The organism is Micromonospora olivasterospora, assembly GCF_007830265.1.
GTDB classification, from domain to species: Bacteria; Actinomycetota; Actinomycetes; order Mycobacteriales; family Micromonosporaceae; genus Micromonospora; species Micromonospora olivasterospora.
The window spans coordinates 3,870,501-3,888,906 of the sequence record NZ_VLKE01000001.1 but is presented as its reverse complement, the minus strand read 5'-3'; the positions used below and the strand labels follow the sequence as shown (position 1 = coordinate 3,888,906).

At 75.2% G+C, this 18,406-nt stretch carries 16 protein-coding genes and 1 pseudogene; 5 read left to right on the top strand and 12 right to left on the bottom strand.

The annotated features are described in order from the left end of the window. Positions 1-35 precede the first annotated feature (35 nt). Positions 36-1,589, top strand: coding sequence for a gluconokinase (locus tag JD77_RS17925; RefSeq protein ID WP_246140730.1), 1,554 nt, complete (start codon positions 36-38; stop codon positions 1,587-1,589). Positions 1,590-1,637: 48 nt separating this feature from the next. Next, the gene (locus JD77_RS17920) at positions 1,638-3,158 is read left to right on the top strand and encodes a GntT/GntP/DsdX family permease (RefSeq protein ID WP_145775379.1); all 1,521 of its coding nucleotides are present in this window, start codon (positions 1,638-1,640) and stop codon (positions 3,156-3,158) included. Positions 3,159-3,253: 95 nt separating this feature from the next. On the opposite strand, the gene JD77_RS17915 is transcribed toward JD77_RS17920, so the two are convergent. The 3 genes from JD77_RS17915 to JD77_RS17905 form a co-directional block, all read right to left on the bottom strand. Then, on the bottom strand, positions 3,254-4,012 hold the full coding sequence (locus tag JD77_RS17915) for a MerR family transcriptional regulator (protein ID WP_145775378.1): 759 nt from the start codon (positions 4,010-4,012) through the stop codon (positions 3,254-3,256). 78 nt (positions 4,013-4,090) lie between these two features. Continuing rightward, a complete protein-coding gene (locus JD77_RS17910; protein WP_246140729.1) occupies positions 4,091-6,370 on the bottom strand; it encodes a putative bifunctional diguanylate cyclase/phosphodiesterase in 2,280 nt (759 codons plus the stop codon). Positions 6,371-6,446: 76 nt separating this feature from the next. After that, complete coding sequence (locus tag JD77_RS17905; protein WP_246140728.1) at positions 6,447-7,076, bottom strand: ArsR/SmtB family transcription factor; 630 nt, start codon at positions 7,074-7,076, stop codon at positions 6,447-6,449. 86 nt (positions 7,077-7,162) lie between these two features. On the opposite strand from JD77_RS17905, the gene JD77_RS17900 reads away from it, so the two are divergent. Next, positions 7,163-8,116: a S41 family peptidase gene (locus tag JD77_RS17900; RefSeq protein ID WP_145775376.1), complete on the top strand. Its 954-nt coding sequence runs from the start codon at positions 7,163-7,165 to the stop codon at positions 8,114-8,116. Positions 8,117-8,190: 74 nt separating this feature from the next. On the opposite strand, the gene JD77_RS32880 is transcribed toward JD77_RS17900, so the two are convergent. The 8 genes and pseudogenes from JD77_RS32880 to JD77_RS17865 all read right to left on the bottom strand — a co-directional run bounded on the left by JD77_RS32880 (position 8,191) and on the right by JD77_RS17865 (position 15,742). Next, positions 8,191-8,418: a hypothetical protein gene (locus tag JD77_RS32880; RefSeq protein ID WP_211372595.1), complete on the bottom strand. Its 228-nt coding sequence runs from the start codon at positions 8,416-8,418 to the stop codon at positions 8,191-8,193. Between the two features lie 21 nt (positions 8,419-8,439). After that, positions 8,440-9,966 (bottom strand): hypothetical protein, encoded by a 1,527-nt coding sequence (locus JD77_RS17890; RefSeq protein ID WP_145775375.1) that lies wholly within the window; start codon positions 9,964-9,966, stop codon positions 8,440-8,442. Beyond that, entirely contained in the window at positions 9,963-11,078 is a 1,116-nt protein-coding gene (locus JD77_RS17885) for a hypothetical protein (RefSeq protein WP_145775374.1), read from the bottom strand. The genes JD77_RS17890 and JD77_RS17885 overlap by 4 nt, the downstream gene beginning before the upstream one ends. A gap of 96 nt (positions 11,079-11,174) precedes the next feature. Further along, on the bottom strand, positions 11,175-11,342 hold the full coding sequence (locus tag JD77_RS32210) for a hypothetical protein (RefSeq protein WP_170286472.1): 168 nt from the start codon (positions 11,340-11,342) through the stop codon (positions 11,175-11,177). Positions 11,343-11,508: 166 nt separating this feature from the next. After that, entirely contained in the window at positions 11,509-12,357 is an 849-nt protein-coding gene (locus tag JD77_RS17880) for an SRPBCC family protein (RefSeq protein ID WP_145775373.1), read from the bottom strand. Beyond that, positions 12,350-12,910: a winged helix-turn-helix domain-containing protein gene (locus JD77_RS17875; protein ID WP_145775372.1), complete on the bottom strand. Its 561-nt coding sequence runs from the start codon at positions 12,908-12,910 to the stop codon at positions 12,350-12,352. Before JD77_RS17875 ends, JD77_RS17880 begins: the two co-directional genes overlap by 8 nt. 94 nt (positions 12,911-13,004) lie before the next feature. After that, positions 13,005-14,348, bottom strand: a pseudogene (locus tag JD77_RS17870) (class I SAM-dependent methyltransferase). Further along, positions 14,345-15,742, bottom strand: a complete 1,398-nt coding sequence (locus JD77_RS17865; protein ID WP_145775371.1) for an FAD-binding oxidoreductase — start codon at positions 15,740-15,742, stop codon at positions 14,345-14,347. Before JD77_RS17865 ends, JD77_RS17870 begins: the two are co-directional and overlap by 4 nt. 87 nt (positions 15,743-15,829) lie before the next feature. Between JD77_RS17865 and JD77_RS17860 the strand changes: the two genes are divergently transcribed. Then, positions 15,830-16,114 carry a DUF427 domain-containing protein gene (locus tag JD77_RS17860; RefSeq protein WP_145775370.1) on the top strand — a complete coding sequence of 95 codons (285 nt, stop codon included), beginning with the start codon at positions 15,830-15,832 and terminating at the stop codon, positions 16,112-16,114. On the opposite strand, the gene JD77_RS17855 is transcribed toward JD77_RS17860, so the two are convergent. Beyond that, positions 16,036-17,349 carry an MFS transporter gene (locus JD77_RS17855; protein ID WP_246141302.1) on the bottom strand — a complete coding sequence of 438 codons (1,314 nt, stop codon included), beginning with the start codon at positions 17,347-17,349 and terminating at the stop codon, positions 16,036-16,038. The two genes, JD77_RS17860 and JD77_RS17855, sit on opposite strands and share 79 nt — an antisense overlap. A 73-nt stretch (positions 17,350-17,422) precedes the next feature. Here JD77_RS17855 and JD77_RS17850 point away from each other — a divergent pair, with 73 nt between their 5' ends. Beyond that, positions 17,423-18,397 carry a GlxA family transcriptional regulator gene (locus JD77_RS17850; RefSeq protein ID WP_145775368.1) on the top strand — a complete coding sequence of 325 codons (975 nt, stop codon included), beginning with the start codon at positions 17,423-17,425 and terminating at the stop codon, positions 18,395-18,397. Positions 18,398-18,406: the final 9 nt, after the last annotated feature.

Here is an 18,406-nt window from a genome sequence, read left to right as displayed (position 1 = left end):
TGCCCCGCGCCATCCGACGCGAGGGGGGTGGGCCCGTGACCGGCCCGGACGCGTACCCCCGCGTGGTGATCGGGGTCGACATCGGGACCACCAGCACGAAGAGCGTCGCGTACGACACCGAGGGGCGGCAGCTGGCCGCGCACTCGGCGGGCTACCCGCTGGACGAGCCGCACCCCGGGTACGCCGAGCAGGACCCGCGGCTGATCCTCGACGCGGTGCTGGAGACGGTCCGCGCGGTGGTGGCGGAGCTGCCCGGCCCGGTGGCAGGGCTGTCGTTCAGCACGGCGATGCACAGCCTGATCGGGCTGGACGCCGACGGCGAGCCGCTGACCGCGTCCGTGACGTGGGCGGACTCGCGGGCCAGCCGGCAGGCCGAGCGGATGCGGGCCGTGCCGTCGGGGCTGGCGCTGCACCGCCGGACCGGGACGCCCGTGCACCCGATGGCGCCGTTCTCGAAGCTGGTCTGGTTCGCCGAGCAGGAGCCGAGGCTGTTCGAGCGGGTCGCGCACTGGGTCGGCATCAAGGACTACGTGCTGCTGCGGCTGTGCGAGGCCATGGTCACCGACCACTCGGTGGCCTCGGGCACCGGGCTGATGAACATCCACCGGCTGGCCTGGGACGCCGAGGCGCTGGGCCGGGCGGGGATCACCGAGGAGCAGCTGCCGCGGCTCGTCCCCACCACCACGGTGTTGCCGGGGCTGACTCCGGCGGCGGCCGAGGCGACGGGCCTGCCGGCGGACACGCCGGTGGTGGTCGGCGCGGGCGACGGGCCGCTGGCCAACCTGGGGCTCGGCGCGGTCCACCCGGGCGAGGTGGCCTGCTCGATCGGCACCAGCGGGGCGATGCGGGTGATGGTCGAACGGCCGGCCGTGGACCCGCTGGGCGGGGTGTTCTGCTACGCCCTGACCGAGGACCGGTGGGTGGTCGGCGGGGCGATCAACAACGGCGGGATCGTGCTCCAGTGGGCGGGCGAGGCGCTGGCCCCGGAGCTGGGCGAGCACGCCGAGGAGGAACTGCTGGACCTGGCCGCCCGGGCGCCGGTCGGCTCGGGCGGGCTGATCATGCTGCCGTACCTGCTGAGCGAGCGCGCCCCGCACTGGAGCGCGCTGCCGCGCGGGGCGTACGTGGGGTTGACCCACGGTCACGGCCGGGAGCACCTGGTCCGGGCGGCGCTGGAGGGGGTCTGCCAGCAGCTGGCGCTGGTGCTGTCGTCGGTGCGGGCGGCGGGCAACGAGGTGCGGGAGGTGCGGGCCGGCGGGGGCTTCGCCCGCAGTCGCCTGTGGCGGCAGATGCTCGCCGACGTGCTCGGCATGCCGGTGCGGTTCCCGGTCGGTCACGAGGGGTCCAGCTTCGGCGCGGCGCTGCTGGGCATGCAGGCCCTGGGCCTGATCCCGTCGGTGGACGTGGCGGCCGACCTGGTGCGGATCGACGAGACGGTACGCCCCGACCCGGCCGCCGCCGCCACGTACGCCGCCCTGCTCCCGCTGTTCTCCGAGCTGTACGACGCGCTCGTGCCGACGTTCGCGTCGCTGCGTCGGCTGGCGCCGAGCCTGCCGCCCGAGCCGCCACCCGCACCGCCGCCCCTGTGACCGTCCGTTCCGCCGCCCGCGGGGCTCCCCAAGGAGGTCGTGATAGCCGTGGTCACACTGCTCGCCGCGCCGGTGGCGCCGCTCAGCGACGCCGGTGACGCCCAACTGGTCGCCGCGGCGCTGCTGGGCATCGCCGCGGTGGTGCTCCTGATCGCCTGGGGCAGGGTCCACCCGTTCCTCGCGCTGATCCTCGGCGCGGCCGTGCTCGGCATCGTCGCCGGGGTCGCCCCTGACAAGATCGTCACGTCCTTCAGCGGCGGGGTCGGCTCGACGGTCGGCGGGGTGGGCCTGCTGATCGCCCTCGGGGCGATGATCGGCGGCCTGCTGGCCGAGTCGGGCGGCGCGGACAACATCGTCACCCGCACGGTCCGGCGGGTGTCCGGGAACGCCCTGCCGTGGGCGATGGCCGGGGTGGCGTCGCTGATCGGCCTGCCGCTGTTCTTCGAGGTCGGCGTGGTGCTGCTGGTGCCGATCGTGCTGCTGGTGGCCCGGCGTACGGACGTGCCGCTGATGAGGCTCGGCATTCCCGCGCTGGCCGGCCTGTCGGTGCTGCACGGCCTGGTCCCGCCGCACCCGGGGCCGCTGGTGGCGATCTCCTCGCTCAACGCCGACCTGGGGCTGACGCTGGGCCTGGGCCTGCTGATCGCGATTCCGACGGTGATCCTGTCCGGGCCGGTCTTCGGCCTCATGATCTCCCGGTACGTCACCGCGACCGCCCCCGCGTCGCTGCTGCCGACCCGCGCGCCCGTGCCCGGCGGGGGCGGCCCGGCCGAGCGTGGGGCGGCGACCCGCCCACCGGTGGACGTCGACGGCGACCTGCTCACCGAGGACGACCTGGTCAATCCGGGTACGGGCCGGCCCGGCGCGCCGGTCGACGACACGGGCACCGAGACGGCCCGGCGGGCGCCGGCGTTCTGGCCGGCGGTGATCACCGTGCTGCTGCCGGTGGTGCTGATGCTGCTGCGGGCCGTCGGCGAGCTGACCCTGCCCGAGGGCAGCGGGGGCCGTCGCGCCCTGGACATCGTGGGTACCCCGATCATCGCCCTGCTGACCGGCGTGATCGTGGCGATGTTCACCCTCGGCTACCAGGCGGGGTTCAACCGCGCCCAGGTCTCGTCCGTGCTCGGCGGGTCGTTGCCGCCGATCGCCGGCATCCTGCTGATCGTCGCCGCGGGCGGCGGGTTCAAGCAGGTACTGGTCGACGCCGGGGTGGGCAACCTGGTCGCCCACGCGGCGGAGAACGCCAGCCTGTCCCCGCTGCTGCTGGGCTGGCTGGTCGCGGTCGGCATCCGGGTGGCCACCGGCTCGGCGACCGTCGCGACGATCACCGCCGCCGGCATCGTCGCCCCGCTCGCGGTGACCCTGGACCGGCCGGGGGTGGCGCTGCTGGCGCTGGCGGTCGGCTGCGGCTCGCTGTTCTTCTCGCACGTCAACGACGCGGGCTTCTGGCTGGTGAAGGAGTACTTCGGGCTGACCGTCGGGCAGACCATCGCGAGCTGGTCGGTGATGGAGACGATCATCTCCGTGGTCGGGTTCGCCGGCGTACTCGTGCTCGACCTGCTGCTGTGAGGCCGGGGCGCGCCGCGCCCCGGCCCCGCTCACGCGCGGCTGATCGCGTTGGCCGGCCCCGCTCACGCGCGGCTGATCGCGTTGGCCGGCCCCGCTCACGCGCGGCTGATCGCGTTGGCGTGGATCGCCTCGTTGAGGTAGGCGGCCATGCCGGGGCGGGTCCGCTCGTAGTACGCGGTGAACCGCTCGTCGGCCACGTACATGTCGGCCAGGCCGGTGTGGATCTCGTAGGTGCACTCGTAGTACCAGCGGCTGACGAGCTGCCGGTGCTCCTCGGCCAGCGCCATCGCCTCCTGGCCGTCGGCCGGCGCCCCGGATTCCATCACCGCGGCGAACCGCCGCAGCCAGTCCTCGTTCTCGGCCTTGTTGCGCAGCCAGTCCTCCTTGCCGTAGCGGGCCGTGCGCCGGGCCGACTCCCGGTACGCGTCGGTGTCTCCCCAGCGCTGGTGCGCCTCCTCGGCGTGCTCGTCGGGGTCGAGGTCGCCGAAGACCTCGAACCGATCCTCCGGAGTCAGTCTGATGTCCACCCTGCTCGCCTCCATCGCGAACTCGATCGCCGTGAGCATCCCCTGCAACCGCTTGATCCGTCCGGTGACCAGCTCGTGCTGCCGGCGCAGGTGCGCCGCCGGGTCGGCGGCCGGGTCGTCGAGGATCGTGGCGATCTCCTCCAGCGGGAACCCCAGCTCCCGGTAGTAGCGGATGAGCTGCAGCCGCTCCAGGTCGGCGTCGTCGTAGCGCCGGTACCCGGCGGGGCTGCGCCCGCTGGGCGAGAGCAGGCCGATCTCGTCGTAGTGGTGCAGGGTCCGCACCGTCACGCCGGCGGCCTTCGCCACCCGTCCCACCGTCCAGGCCATGGTTCCCTCCCTTCCACGACCAGGCTGCCGCCTACCGTTGCGTGAGGGTCAAGCCCGATTGCGCGGGCCGCCGCGGGGTCAGGCGGGCGCCGCCGGGAGCAGGGCGGCGCGCAGGTCGGCGAGGCCGGTGGGACGACCGTACCGCCAGCCCTGGCCGTGGACGCAGCCGATCGCGGTGACCGCCGCGTGCTGCCCCTCGGTCTCCACTCCCTCGGCGATCACGCTCAGGTCGAACGCCCCGGCGAGCTGGGTGACCATCTCCACCGTCGCGTACGCGCGGGCGTCCGCGCCGAGCCGGGCCACGAACGACCGGTCGATCTTCAGTTCGGTGGCCGGAATGTGGTGCAGGTAGCTCAGCGACGAGTAGCCGGTGCCGAAGTCGTCGATGGCGATGTGGATGCCCAGCTCGCGGAGCTGGCGCAGCCGCTCCAGCACGGTGTCGCTGCCCTCGATCAGCGCCGACTCGGTCAGCTCCAGGGTGAGCGCCCGGGGCGCCAGGCCGGCCCCGGCGGTGGCCTCGCTGACCGTGGCGATCAGGTCCGGGCGGCGCAGGTGCGCGGCGGCGATGTTCACCGCCACGGTCGCGTCCGGGGCCCGGTCCCGCCAGGTCGCGGCGGCCCGGCACGCCTCGTGGATCACCCACCGGTCGATCGGCACGATCAGCCCCGTCTCCTCCGCCAGCGGCAGGAACCGCGCCGGGGGCAGCAGGCCGAGCCGGGGGTGCCGCCAGCGCACCAGCGCCTCGGCGCTGCGCACCTCGCCGCTGGCCAGGTCGACGATCGGCTGGAACTCCAGGTGCAGCTGCCGCTCGTCGACGGCGCGGCGCAGGTCGTCGATCAGCTCGGCCCGGGTCACCGCCGCCTCACGCAGCTCCGCGGTGCACGTCCGGTACGCGGACTTCCCGGCGGCCTTGGCCGCGTACATGGCGATGTCGGCGTCGCGGAGCAGGTCGGTGTGGGAGGCGTGCTGGGGGCCGTACTCGGCGATGCCGATGCTGGCCGTGGTGTGCCCGCCGACCCCGTCCTCCTCGTCCTCCTCGGCCGGTTGCAGGGCGGTGAGGAGCCGCTCGGCCAGGTGCTCGGGGCGTACCTGGGGCCGGTCGTCGACGAGGACGGCGAACTCGTCGCCGCCGAGCCGGGCGACGGTGCCGTCGTCGCCGACGGCCCGGCGCATCCGGCCGGCGATGGTGGTCAGCAGCGCGTCGCCGGTGCCGTGCCCGAACCGGTCGTTGACCTGTTTGAACCCGTCGAGGTCGAGCAGCAGCACCGAGACCGGGGCGCCGGCGCGCAGCGCGCGGCGCAGCCGCCGGTTGAACGTCAGCCGGTTGGGCAGGCCGGTGAGCTGGTCGGTGTAGGCGAGGATGCGCAGCCGGGCGACCAGGCGCAGGTTCTCGTTGGCCGCCAGCCCCTGACGCGCGGCCAGGACGCCGAGCAGCGCCATCACGGTGAGGAGGACGAGCTGCGGGGTCTGCCCGTCGGGTCGCCGGGCCAGGTGCACCGCCACGATCGCCCCGCCGACCGGCAGGTACGGCAGGGCGACCCGCCACCACGGCGGCAGGGGTGCCTCGGCGGTCTCGTCGGTCTCGTCGGGGGCGGGCGGCGCGTACCGGGTGGCGACGCCGACCAGCAGGTAGCTCAGCGGCCAGCAGACGTCGATCGGGTGGCCGGGGGCGTAGTCGCCGCGGGCGACCAGGGACACGTACGCGGCGTCGGCGACCGCCCGGGTGACGAGGCTGGCCCCGATCACGGTGAGCGGCCGCCACCTCGGCCGGACCGTCCCGGCCACCGCGACCAGGATGGTCAGCTGCGCCAGGTCGAGCATCGGGTAGAGCAGCCCGAGGGTGCGCACCGGGTCGGCCAGGTCGGCGGCGGCCACGTCCCGGAAGACCAGCACCCAGCCGATCGGGATGAGGGAGAGCCCGACGATCACCCCGTCCAGCACCGCCCGGGCCCGGCCGACGGCACTGCGGGCGGTGACGGAGCACAGCAGCGCGGCGGTGCCGGTGACGATGCCGGCGGTGAACAGGGCGCCGATCAGCGGGGTGTGCGGCAGGGAGTCGTCGCCGAGGCGCTGCGCGGTCCACACCGCCCGGCCGAGCGCGGCCAGGCACATGGTGGCGGCGAGCAGCGTCCAGAACCGGCGCAGCTGCGCCGGGTGGCGACGGGCCGCGCCGACGCAGGCGACGGTGGACCAGCCCGCCACGGCGACCGCGCCGAGGTCGCTGGCGAGGGCCGCGCCGGGCAGCCCGGCGACGAGCCAGGCCGCCTCGGCGAGCAGGATCGCCACGGCCGCCGCGAACCCGGCCCCGGACCACAGGTCGGGGGTCGCGCCGGCCTGGCGGGCGTCCTGGGGCAGCACAGCGGTCGCTCCGGCTCTCTCTCCTGTGTGCACCCTCGGGCGGCGAGGACCGGTCATGGAGACGGACGCCGAAAGCCTAGTGCGGTGCCGGGCGGGCCGCCAGGTTCTCCGGGCTCGGTCGGCGGCTTCGGTCCGCCGTCGCCGTGCGCCGTCCAGCGGGAAGGGGGCGGCGGTCCTCCGCGGCCGCCCGCACGGGCGGGGCGGGCGGCATGGCCGCCTGGCGGTAGAGACCGACCAGGACGCCGTACCGCGGCTCGTCCGGGCCGGCCTCCTCGGCGGCGGCGACCAGGTCCTCCAGGGTGGACCGGAGCCGCCGCGCCTGAGCCGGGGTGAGCCGCAGGTGGCGCACGTGCAGCAGCGGATCGTCGTCGCCCGCCAGCTCCTCGCCGACCGCGCGCAGCAGGGCGGTGGTGGTGGCGGGGTCGTGCGCCCCGCCGACCAGCCGGCGGTAGGTGCGCTCGTGGTACTGCTCCGTGCCGCCGCGCACCTGCCGGGTGTGCGCGACCCGGACCATGCCCGCCTCGGTCAGCACCTTCAGGTGGTGGGCGACGGTGCCCTTCGCCGCGCCCAGCCCGGCGGCGAGCTGGCTGATGGTGGCGGGGCCGGCGCCCAGCGCGTAGAGCAGCCGCTGGCGGAACGGGTGGGCCAGCGCCTTGAAGTGGGCCGGGGTGCGGGCCTCCAGCGCCTCGGCGATCTCGTCGCTCACCCCGAAAGCGTCCACTTCCCTTGACGCTTTGTCAATCGGCTGTTCTACTACCCACACCACAGTGGACCGGCGGACGGAGGTGGCCGATGCGGCAGGACGAGATCACCGACGTCGTCGAGCGGGCCGGGAGACTGGTCGCCGAGCGGTACGTCTTTCCCGACGTCGCCGAGCGCATCGCCGCGCGCCTCGGCGACCGGCTCCGCGACGGCCGGTACACCGACGCCGCCGACCCGGCGGCGCTGGCCACGGTCGTCACCGAGGACCTCCAGTCCGTCAACGGCGACCAGCACCTGCGGCTCAACCACAGCGCCGAGGCCCTGCCGGAGCGCGAGGCGACCCTGGACGAGCAGTGGTGGGACCGGCAGGCGGCCGTGACCATGGGCGGCATCGCCCGGGTGCAGCGGCTGGCCGGCAACGTCGGGCTGCTGGAGATCCGCCCCTGCCTCTTCCCGCCACAGGTCGCCGGCGACGCCATGGTGGCGGCGCTGCGGCTGCTCGGCGGCACCGACGCGCTCCTGCTCGACCTACGCGGCAACCGGGGCGGCAGCCCCGACATGACCGCCCTGGTCTGCGGCTGGTTCCTCGCCGAGCCCGCGCACCTGCACACCATGCACGACCGGGCCGGCGACGCCCGCCAGTTCTGGAGCGCCGCGTACCTGCCGGCGCCGAGGTACGCGCCGGAGAAACCCGTCCACGTCCTGACCTCCGCGCGGACGGTCTCCGGCGGCGAGGAGCTGGCGTACGGCCTCCAGCAGCTCGGCCGGGCCACTGTGGTCGGCGAGCGGACCCCGGGGGCGGCGCACCCGTGCGTGGGCCGGCGGCTGCACCCCCACCTGGAGCTCACCGTGCCGGTGGCCCGGCCCGTCAACCCGGTCTCCGGCACGAACTGGGAGGGGCGCGGGGTGCTGCCGGACGTCGAGGCACCGGCCCACGCGGCGGAGGCGGTGGCGTACCGGATGGCACTGCGGGCCCTGCTGGCCGACGACCCGCGGCGGCCCGCGGCGGACGAGGCCCGGGCCGCCCTCGCCGCGGCAGCCTGACCCGCTCGGCCGGGTCGCCTCCGACGCCGGCGCGCCGACGGCCCGACCACGGGGGTGGGTCGCCGGCGCGCCGGTCAGGCGCGGGCCAGCAGGTACCCGCGCCGGGTCTCGGCCTCCTGCGGGTACGGTGCCCGCTCCAGCGTGGCCTCGACCGTGAAGCCCGCCTCGGTCAGCGCCTTCGCGACCGTGTCCGCGTCGAAGAAGCGGAAGTCCACCGGCCCGCCGGTCACCCGGGTCTCGATCTCCCTCGCGCCAGCATCGCACGGCGGTTCCCGGTGCCCCGTCCGCGCGGGCAGCTCCACGGGCCACCCGACGACGGGCCGTCAGGCCCACGCCTCCGCCGGGTCGCCGTCGGGCGACGGGGTGCCCGGATCGGGGTCGGGGCCGGGCGCGGAGACCGGCGGGCCGCCGTGGGTCCACGGGGTCTCCTCCGGCGCGGGGAACGCCCCCGCCGGCAGGTACGCGTCCGACAGGGTGGTCAGGCACACCCGCTCCCCCACCTCCGGCACCGAGCCCGGCGGCGCGGTCAGCCCCCGGCCCATGCCACCGGAGAGCTCCAGCACCACCTCGGTCTTGCCGTCGCCGCCGGGGGTCACGAAGATCACCTTCGCCTTCTGGGCGGGCCGGGCCGGCGAGTACAGGGTCGCCCCGACCGGCACCGCCACCGGTTCGGCGGTGACGACCTGGATGCGGGGGCGCAGCACGGGGCGCTTGCCGGTGTCGTCCACCCGCCTCGGGTCGGCGAGCGTCACCTCCCCGACGAACGCCTCCCCCGTCAGCCGGTGCTCGGCCATGACGAGGGGATCGTCGTAGGCGCGCTGCACGGCGTACGAGGTGAGCGCCCGCTCCAGCCGGTGCAGCCGGACCGCCGCCGCCACGGCGCCGTCCCGGCGCGGCTGCGGGCCGCCGCCGGAGTCGACGTGCTCGGCGTGGGCGGTGAACGCGTCCCGGTCGCCGGCCCAACGCCCCTCGACGCGGGCGCCGGGCGGCAGGGCGGCGAGCAGCCCGACGCCGCGCCACATCAGCTCCCAGGTGGGCGCGAGCTGGCCGCGCAGCACGCGCTCCAGCTCCGCGTACGCGGCCCGCCGGGCGTCGTCGTCGGGCGCCTCGTCGTACGCGGCGACGGCCGGGGCGAGCACGCCGTTGTCGAAGTCCGGGTCGGTGGCCGGGCCGGCGGGCGGGCACACCGACGGGTCCTCGGCCCGGGCCGCCGCCTGCGCGCCGTCAAGCCCCGGCGGCGGGTCGAGCCAACCGAGCACCGCCGGCAGGTGCAGGTCCTCCACCGCGCTCTGCCCGGTGGCCCAGTGCAGGGTCAGCGCCTCGGTCATCGCCAGCAGCGCCGACGACCCGGGGTGCTCGGCGCGCTCGGCGAAGAACGTCAGCCAGCGCCCGAGCAGCGGCACCGCCGGATGCACGGGGTACTCGCCGTCGGGGCGGCGGAACCGGGTGGAGCGGCCGAGCAGCCGCAGGAACGTCACCCCGGCCGGGTTCGGCACCAGCAGCTGCGGCGCGTCGGCGTACCGGTACCGGACGTCCCGGCCCCGGTCGACCGGGACTGCCTCGGAGACGCCCCGGAAGGCGTCCAGGTACGGCAGGACGATCCCGGCCAGCTCGGCGGCGAACGCGAAGCGCTGGTCCCGGTTGCGCGGCTGCGGCACGATCAGCAGCCGGGCGTCGTCCGGGGCGGTGCCGGCCAGCACGGCGAGGGGGGCGTTCGCCTCGCCGGCCATGGCCAGCGGCACCAGCACCAGCGGCCGGGGCGACAGGTGCAGGTGCCGTACGGTGGCCACCGGCTGGGCGACCCCGGCGGCGAGTGCCTGCGCCTTCGCGAGCGCGCGCAGCGTACTCATGCGGGCTGCCCGGCCAGGGCGTCGGCGCGCAGCCGGGCCGCGGCCCGCAGCAGCGCGGCGGCCTCCGCCTGCCCCGGCTCGCCGGGGTCCTCCCCGGCGGCCAGCGCCAACGCCTCGGTCACGGCCGCCACCCCGCCGAGCGCCTCGCGGACGGGCCGGCCCAGCGCGGCGGTCTGCGCGCGCGCCTCGTGCCGGCAGAAGTACGCCAGCTCGCACGCGGCCAGACACTCCGGGGCGTAACGGGCCTCGACGGACTCGAGGGCACGCCGCAGCTCGGCGGGATCGGTGGACGGGTCGGCGGTGAAGCCAGCCGGGACGCGGGCCAGCAGGTCGTCGATCCGGGCCATCCGGTCGAGCTGGCGGCGCAGCACGAGCAGTTGCTTGCGTACGTCGACCAGGCTGGCCACCGGCTGGTTGGCGAAGTCGCGCGGGCAGACGAGCACCACGTCGGAGGAGACCAGCTCCTCCGCGTGCCCCTCGGCGGCGAGCAGTTCGCGCAAGGCCAGCACGTAGACGGCGGACTGGATCGCGGCGGCGGCGACCTTCGCCGGGTCGGCCTGCCCGTCGATGACGGGGAACGACTTGACCTCCACGACGTGGTACCGGCCGGCGAGCCGGGCGGCGACCAGGTCGGGCTCCAGGTGCACCCGCTGGCCGGCGACGTCCAGGCCGAGCAGGGGGTGGTCGAACAGGGCGGCCGGCGCGGCGGCGCCGGTCGGCGCGGCGGCGACCAGCGCGGCCCGCGAGCGGGCGGACCGATCCGGCGGGCCGGCCCCGTCGCGATCGTCGGCGCCGAGGTCGGTCCAGGTCGCCGGGCCGCCCGGGTCGACGCCCAGCCGCTCGGCCACCAGCCGCAGCAGCTCCGCCCCGCCGTCCGCCTTGACCTGCGCCTCGAACGCGTTGCCCCGGCCGATGGCGAACCGGGACTGCCCGAACCGGGCGGGGAACCCGATCCGCGCGGCCAGCTTCGGCTTGTCGACCCCGGCGCTGTCCAGCACGGCCCGCCGGGCGCAGCCGGGGTTGCCGGTGAGCGCGGCGATGGTCCGGGCGTTGTGCCGGCGCGCGGGCACGCCGCCCCGGATCTCGGCGAGTCGCTGCTCGGTGCTCGTCACGACACGCCACGATAGGCGGTCGGCGCCGCTTCGGCGCGGACCGCCCTTCGGGTGGACCGGCGCGGCGACCAGCGACTGCCGCTCGGACGGGGCCCGTCAGCGGCCGGCGGAGCGGTTCCAGGGCGAGCGGGGCAGCGCGGTGCCGGCCAGCGGGCGGCGGGCGCGGCGACGCTTGCGGCGGCCCGGGGTGCAGGGCGGCCGGGAGACGGTGTACGGGGCGCCGGTCGGCTCGCGGCCGATCAGCCAGCAGAGGAAGCGGGCCATCCCGGTTCAGCCGACCGGGAGGCGCTCGGCCTCGGCGCGGGACACGTCGTAGATGAAGAACATCGTCCGGCTATACCCACGGGCCCGGCGTTTCGCACCGCCCTCCCGCCACCTGTTGAAAGGGGCCCCCTGCCGTACCGAAGGCGTCGACAGGGGGCCCGCCTTCTCAGGCGACCGGGGTGGGGTCGGGGAGCCAGATCGGCTGCCAGTCGGGCACCTCGTGGTAGCGGCGCAGCTCGGCGAGGCCGGAGACCGAGCCGCACCACGCCGCGTACGGCGGGTTCTGCTCGTCGAAGCCGCTCTGCACGAAGGTCAGCTTCGTCTTTCCGTCGGACTCGGCCAGCTTCCAGGTGCTGACCCCGGTCGGCCCCCAGTCGATGGACATCTTCCGGCCCGGGTCCAGGTCGATCACCTTGGCCGCGTAGCCGGACTCGAAGCCGCCCATGGCGTACCGGCCGCCGACCCAGGGCTCGATGCCGATCGGGTACCCGAACCAGGCGCTGGCCTGCTCCGAGTCGGTCAGCGACTCGTACACCTTGTCCATCGGGGCGGCGATCAGCAGCTCGCCGCGCAGGTCGGCCGAGGTGAAGTCCGTACGTGGCAGCAGCGGCCGACCCTCCAGCATGGCGGCCAGGTTGGCGACCGAGAGGGCCCAGAACGTCTGGAGCACCCCGCGGATCGAGCTGCCGCTGATCGCCTCGGCGAAGTCGAAGTGGCTCTGCCGCAGGGTGAGGAGCGTCGCGTCGCCCTCCGGCTCCAGCGCCATCTCCGTGGTGGTCTCCACCCCGTCCAGCGTCCAGGCGAAGCGCAGCGTCCGGTCGTCGACGTGCAGCAGCCGCTGGTGCGGCGCGTCCCCCTCGGGCGTGTAGCGCCCCCAGTACGCGTACCGGTCGGGCAGCTCGACCTCGGCGTGCTCCGCGAGCCAGACGCGCAGCTCGGCCGGGTCGGTCAGGGCCCGGTGCACGGCCTCGACGGGCGCGGCGAGCCGGGCGCGCATGGTCATCGGTTCAGTCACGGTCTTCCCCCTTGGGATAGCAGGCCACGGCGAGCTTGAAGGCGTCCCCCTCGGCGCCCCCGTAGCGGGTGAACAGGTCCTGCAGCGTGGTGCGCAGGTCGTCCAGGAACTCCTGCCGACGCTCCGGCGGCAGGCGGATCTCGCCGGAGACCCCGAGCGAGGGGAGCTCGGGGGCCGCCCGGTCGAGGGCGGCGACGTCGGCCTGGACCTCCTCCATGAGGTCGAGCAGGTAGCCGAGGCTCAGCTCGTCGCGGGCCCGGCGCAGCCCGCCGATGCGGCCGACGAGCCGGGGCGAGAGCCAGTACGACCGGGCTGCCGCCTGGTAGATGCCCTCGCTGATGCCGCGCACCTTGCGCTCGGACACCTGCTCGGCCAGGCCGGCCGCCACGAGCTGCTTGACGTGGTAGTAGACCCGCTGCGGGGTCTGCCCGAGCGCGGCGGCGACCTCGGTGCAGGTGCGGGGCTCGGCGAGCTGCCGCAGCACCTCGACCCGCTGCGGCTTGAGCAGGGCCTCCGCCTGCGCGAACTCTTCCAGGTACAGAACGTCTCTCATGGCAAAATAAGTTTGAACGTACAAAACTTCTTTGTCAATAGGTTCGACGAAAGGGGCGGCCGACGCTGGCCGCCCCTTTCGGTTCAGGCTCGGGTCAGGGCGTCCAGTCCGGGCGCAGCGGGTAGCCGCTCACCCCGGCCGCGGCGTTGCGCGTCGCGAGCACCTGGTGCAGCTGGATCTCGTTGCGCTCGAACGCCAGCCGCGACCCGGCCATGTAGAGGCCCACACCCGGGCGGTGCCCTCGCCGACCTCGGCGACGCAGAAGTCCCAGTTCTCCACCAGGTTGCGGCACCAGCCCGCGAGGGTCAGCGCGTAGTGCTGCCGCAGGTTCTCCTCGTGGTGCACCTCCAGCCCGGCGTCGTGGATCTCGCCGATCAGCCGGCCCGGGCCGGCCAGCTCGCCGTCCGGGAAGACGTACCGGTCGATGAACGCGCCGGAGCGGTGCGGTGCGCGGTTGTCGGCCCGGGTGATGCAGTGGTTGAGCAGCCGACCCCCGGGCGCAGCCGGTCGCGCAGGGCGCCGAAGTACGCGGGGTAGTTGCGCACTCCGATGTGCTCGGTCAGCCCGATCGAGGAAACCGCGTCGAAGTGCTCGCGGGGGCGTCCCGGTAGTCCATGTGCCGCACCTCGGCCAGCTCGCCCAGCCCCTCACGCTCGATCGCCGCCTGCGCCCACTGCGCCTGCTCCCTCGACAGGGTCACCCCGAGCGCCTTCACGCCGTACTCGCGGGCCGCGTGCCGGACCATGCCGCCCCAGCCGCAGCCCACGTCGAGCAGCCGCATCCCCGGCTTGAGCGCCAGCTTGCCGGCGACCAGGTCGTACTTGGCCGCCTGCGCCTGCTCCAGCGTGTCGTCCGGGCTGCGGAACACCGCACACGTGTACGTCATGGACGGGCCGAGCACCTTCTCGTAGAAGGCGTTCGACACGTCATAGTGGTGGGAGATCGCGCTGCTGTCCCGCGTGCGGGAGTGCCGCAGCCCGTTCATCACCCGCCTCCAGCGCGGCGCGGCCTCCTGCGGCGGGGGCGGCGGCGGCTTCAGCCGGTCCCAGCCCAGCCCGCGCACCAGGGCCAGCCCCTCGGACAGCGAGGGCAGGCGCAGCCGCAGCTGGTCCTGGAGCACCCGGAACGCCTCGTACGGGTCGCCCGGGTGCACCCCGTCCAGCGCCAGGTCGCCGCTGACGTAGGCCCGGGCCATGCCCAGGTCGCCGGGGGCGGTCAGCAGGTACGACAGCCCCCGCTCGGTGCGGATGGTCAACGTGTACCCGGCGTCGGCCGGGCCGACGACGCTGCCGTCGTACCCGATGACCCGGATCGGCAGGGCCCTGGCCGTGACGGCCCGGACGACGTCGGCCACGGTCGGGCCCGGGCGCCGGCTTCCCGCCTGCGGTGGTGTGGACGGCTCGCTGGCCGCCCCCTGCTCTCGATCGGTCAGGCTCATCTTCGCGCTACCGCCTTCTCGTACAGTCCGGTGAGCCGGTGGTCCGGGTCGTAACGGTCCTTCACGGCACGCCAGGTCTCGCCGCCGTAGAGGCGGTCGAAGGCCTCGCGGTCGTAGTACGCGTCCGAGTAGAGCGACTTGTGGCCGCCCGCCTCGGACACCGCGCGTTCGATCGTCCGGTTGACGTCGCCGTCGGCGGCGCCCTCGGCGATCGGCACGGTCCCCCAGAAGCCGATGTTGACGTACGTCTGCCCCGGCCGCATCGGATAAAGCGGCCAGACCCGGGTCGATCCGGGACCGGCCGGCTCGCGCAGCCGCAGCGGGCACAGCCAGACCGGCGACATCCGCACCGTCTTCGCGAACCAGCGCAGGAAGTCGGCCGTGCCCTCCAGCGGGATCTCCACGTCCTGCACGACCCGCTCCCGGTCGGGCTGGCCGCGCAGCCGGTCGATCCGGGCGGACACCCGGTAGCGGTTCTCCAGTCGCACGATGCGGTGGTAGACGTCGCTGCGTCGCAGCCGGGTCGGCCAGAGCCGCCGGACGACGGGGTGCTGCACCCCGAACGCGGCCGAGCACCAGAACCAGTCGGTGTCCCAGCGCCACAGGTAGTCGTACGTGGTCAGCCAGTCGCGGGTGCGCCGGCGCAGGGAGCGGTAGTAGATGTCCTGGCCGGTGTAGTCGCTGGGCCGGGGCGCGTCGTCGGTGAAGCTCGCCAGCACCAGGTACGCCTCGCCGGGGCTGAAGACCACCCCGTCCATCGCGTCGACGGGCTCGCCGTCCCAGGTGCCCTTGGCGACGACCTCGCCGATCGCGTCGGTCAGCTCCTCCAGCCGGGTGAAGCGGACGTTGCGCGTCGCCACGTACCGGCGCACCGGTTGCAGCTCGATGCGCAGCCGGGTGGCGTACCCGAGGCTGCCCAGCGAGTTCGGGAAGGCGGCGAACAGGTCGGCGTGCTCGCCCTCGGGCCGGCAGCTGACGATCTCGCCGGCCCCGGTCAGCACGTCCAGCTCCAGCACGGACTCGTGCGGCAGGCCGTGCCGGAACGAGGTGGACTCGATGCCCAGCCCGGTCACCGCGCCGCCGAGGGTGATGGTGCGCAGCTGCGGCACCACCAGCGGCATCAGCCCGTGCGCGAGCGTCGCGTCGACCAGGTTCTCGTACGTGCACATGCCCTGCACCTCGGCGGTGCGGGCGACCGGGTCCACCCCGATCACCCCGCCGAGGCCGCTGACGTCCAGCCCCGGGGCGCTCGGCGCCGACCTCGGGCGGAACAGGTTGGAGGTGCGTTTGGCCAGCCGGACCGTCTCACCGGGAGGCACCGCCGCGTACGACCGCCGCAGCAGGTCCACCGCCCGGTCATGGTCGACTTGATGATCCACACGCTCGGCGCGCATGAGCCGACTCTACGCCGTCCCTGCTGGTCGCGTCGGCCCTCCATGGTGGCCTTTCCCACGTTGCCAGGCCCGCATAGCCTGTACGCCATGCCGAGAGCCGTCTGGAACGACATGGTGATCGCCGAGAGTGACGACACGGTGGTGGTCGAGGGCAACCACTACTTCCCGCGGGCCGCGCTGCGCGACGACGTGGTCCGCGAGTCGTCGACGCACACGGTCTGCCCGTGGAAGGGCACCGCGTCGTACTACACGCTGGAGCACGACGGGCGGACCAGCGCCGACGCGGTCTGGTACTACCCGGATCCGAAGCCGGAGGCCGAGATGGTCCGCGACCGGGTGGCGTTCTGGAAGGACGTCTCGGTCGTCGGGTAGTCCCGCCGCCGGCGCAGCAGCAGGGACAGCCCGGCGGCGGCGATCGACAGCGCCCCGGCGGCGTACCAGGCGAGCGCGTAGTCGCCGAGCGAGTCGCGGACCAGGCCCGCCCCGGTGGCGGCGATGGCCGCGCCGACCTGGTGGGCGGCGAAGACCCAGCCGAACACCACCGCGCCGGACGCGCCGAAGTACTCCCGGCACAGCGCCACGGTCGGCGGCACGGTGGCCACCCAGTCCAGTCCGTAGAAGACGACGAAGACGAGCATGCTCGGCTGCGTGGTCTCGGCGAACAGCCCGGGCAGCACCAGCAGCGACGCGCCGCGCAGCGCGTAGTACGCGCCGAGCAGCAGCCGGCTGTCCACCCGGTCGGTGAGCCAGCCGGAGGCGACCGTGCCGGCGATGTCGAACAGCCCGACGAGGGCGAGCAGCCCGGCGGCCGTGGTCTCCGGCATGCCGTGGTCGTGCGCGGCCGGCACGAAGTGCGTGCCGACGAGCCCGTTGGTGGTCGCGCCGCAGATCGCGAAGCCGCCGGCGAGCAGCCAGAACGGCCGGGTCCGCGCGGCGGCGGCCAGCGCGCCGACCGCGCGGGCCGCGGCCCCGCCGGCCGGCGGCTCGGGCGCCACCACCTCCGCCGCGCCGTACGCGGGCAGCCCGAGGTCCGCCGGGTGCTCCCGCAGCAGCCACCACGCCAGCGGTACGACCGCCAGCGCGGCCCCGGCGACGACCAGCGCCGCCGCGCGCCAGCCGTGGTCGCGCACCAGCACGGCCACCAGCGGCAGGAAGACGAGCTGGCCGGTGGCGCCCCCGGCGGTCAGCACCCCGGTCACCAGGCCCCGACGCCGGACGAACCAGCGCCCGGTCACCGTCGCCACGAACGCCAGCGCCATCGAACCGGTGCCCAGCCCCACCAGCACGCCCCAGCAGAGGACGAGCTGCCAGCTCGCCGTCATGAAGACGGTCAGCCCGCTGCCCAGCGCCACCAGCGCCAGCGCGCCGGCGACCACCCGCCGGATGCCGAACCGGTCCATCAGCGCGGCGGCGAACGGGGCGGTCAGCCCGTACAGCAGCAGGTTGACCGAGACGGCGGCGGAGATGGTCGCCAGCGGCCAGCGGAACTCCGCGTGCAGCGGGTGCAGCAGCACCGAGGGGGTGGCGCGGAAGCCGGCGGCCCCGACCAGGGCGACGAAGGCGACGGCGGCCACGGTCCAGGCCGGGTGGAGGCGGCGGTTACGGATCACGTCCCGAGTCTCGGTCGCCCGGCGGCGCCCGACGAGTGGCCGGAATGCCATCGTCCGCAATAATCGGGCCATGACCAGGTCGCCGCACCGGATCGCCGTGCTCGCCGTCGACGGGGTGGTGGGCCTCGACCTCGGCACCCCGTCCCAGGTCTTCGGGTCCGCCCGCGACGCCGACGACGCCCGCCTGTACGCGGTGGACACCTGCACCCCGGGCGGCCACCCCGTACGCAGCAGCGCCGGCTTCCGGGTGCTGCCCGACCACGGGCTCGACCTGGTCGAGGCGGCCGCCACGGTGGTGGTGCCCGGCGTCCACGGCAGCGCCCCCGTGGTCGACGGCACCGTCGACCCGGACGTGGTCGCGGCGCTGCGCGCGGCGCACGCCCGGGGCGCGCGGATCATGTCGATCTGCACGGGCGCGTTCGTGCTCGCCGCCGCCGGCCTGCTCGACGGGCGGCGGGCCACCACCCACTGGGCGTACGCCGACCGGTTCCGCCGGCTGCACCCGCGGGTGGACCTGGACCCGGACGTGCTGTTCATCGACGGCGGCGACGTGCTCACCTCGGCCGGTGTCGCCGCCGGAATGGACCTGTGCCTGCACGTCGTCCGCACCGACCACGGCAGCGAGGTGGCCAACCGGGCGGCCCGGCGCTGCGTGGTGCCGCCGTGGCGGGAGGGCGGCCAGGCACAGTACATCGAGCGCCCCGTCCCACAGGCCACGCGGACGGGCACCGCCGCCACCCGGGAGTGGGCCCGGCAGCGCCTCCACGAACCGGTCGCCCTGCGCGACCTGGCCGCGCACGCGCGGATGAGCGTACGCACCTTCACCCGGCACTTCCGCTCCGAGACCGGGCTCAGCCCGGCCCAGTGGCTGCTCCAGCAGCGCACCGAGCACGCCCGGCTGCTGCTGGAGACCACCGACCTCTCCGTCGAGCAGGTGGCCCGGCGATCCGGCTTCGGCACGGCCGCCGCCCTCCGCCAGCGCCTGCACGAGCGCGTCGGCGTGTCTCCCTCCACCTACCGACGCACGTTCCGCCCCCGCGCGTGACCTCGCGGG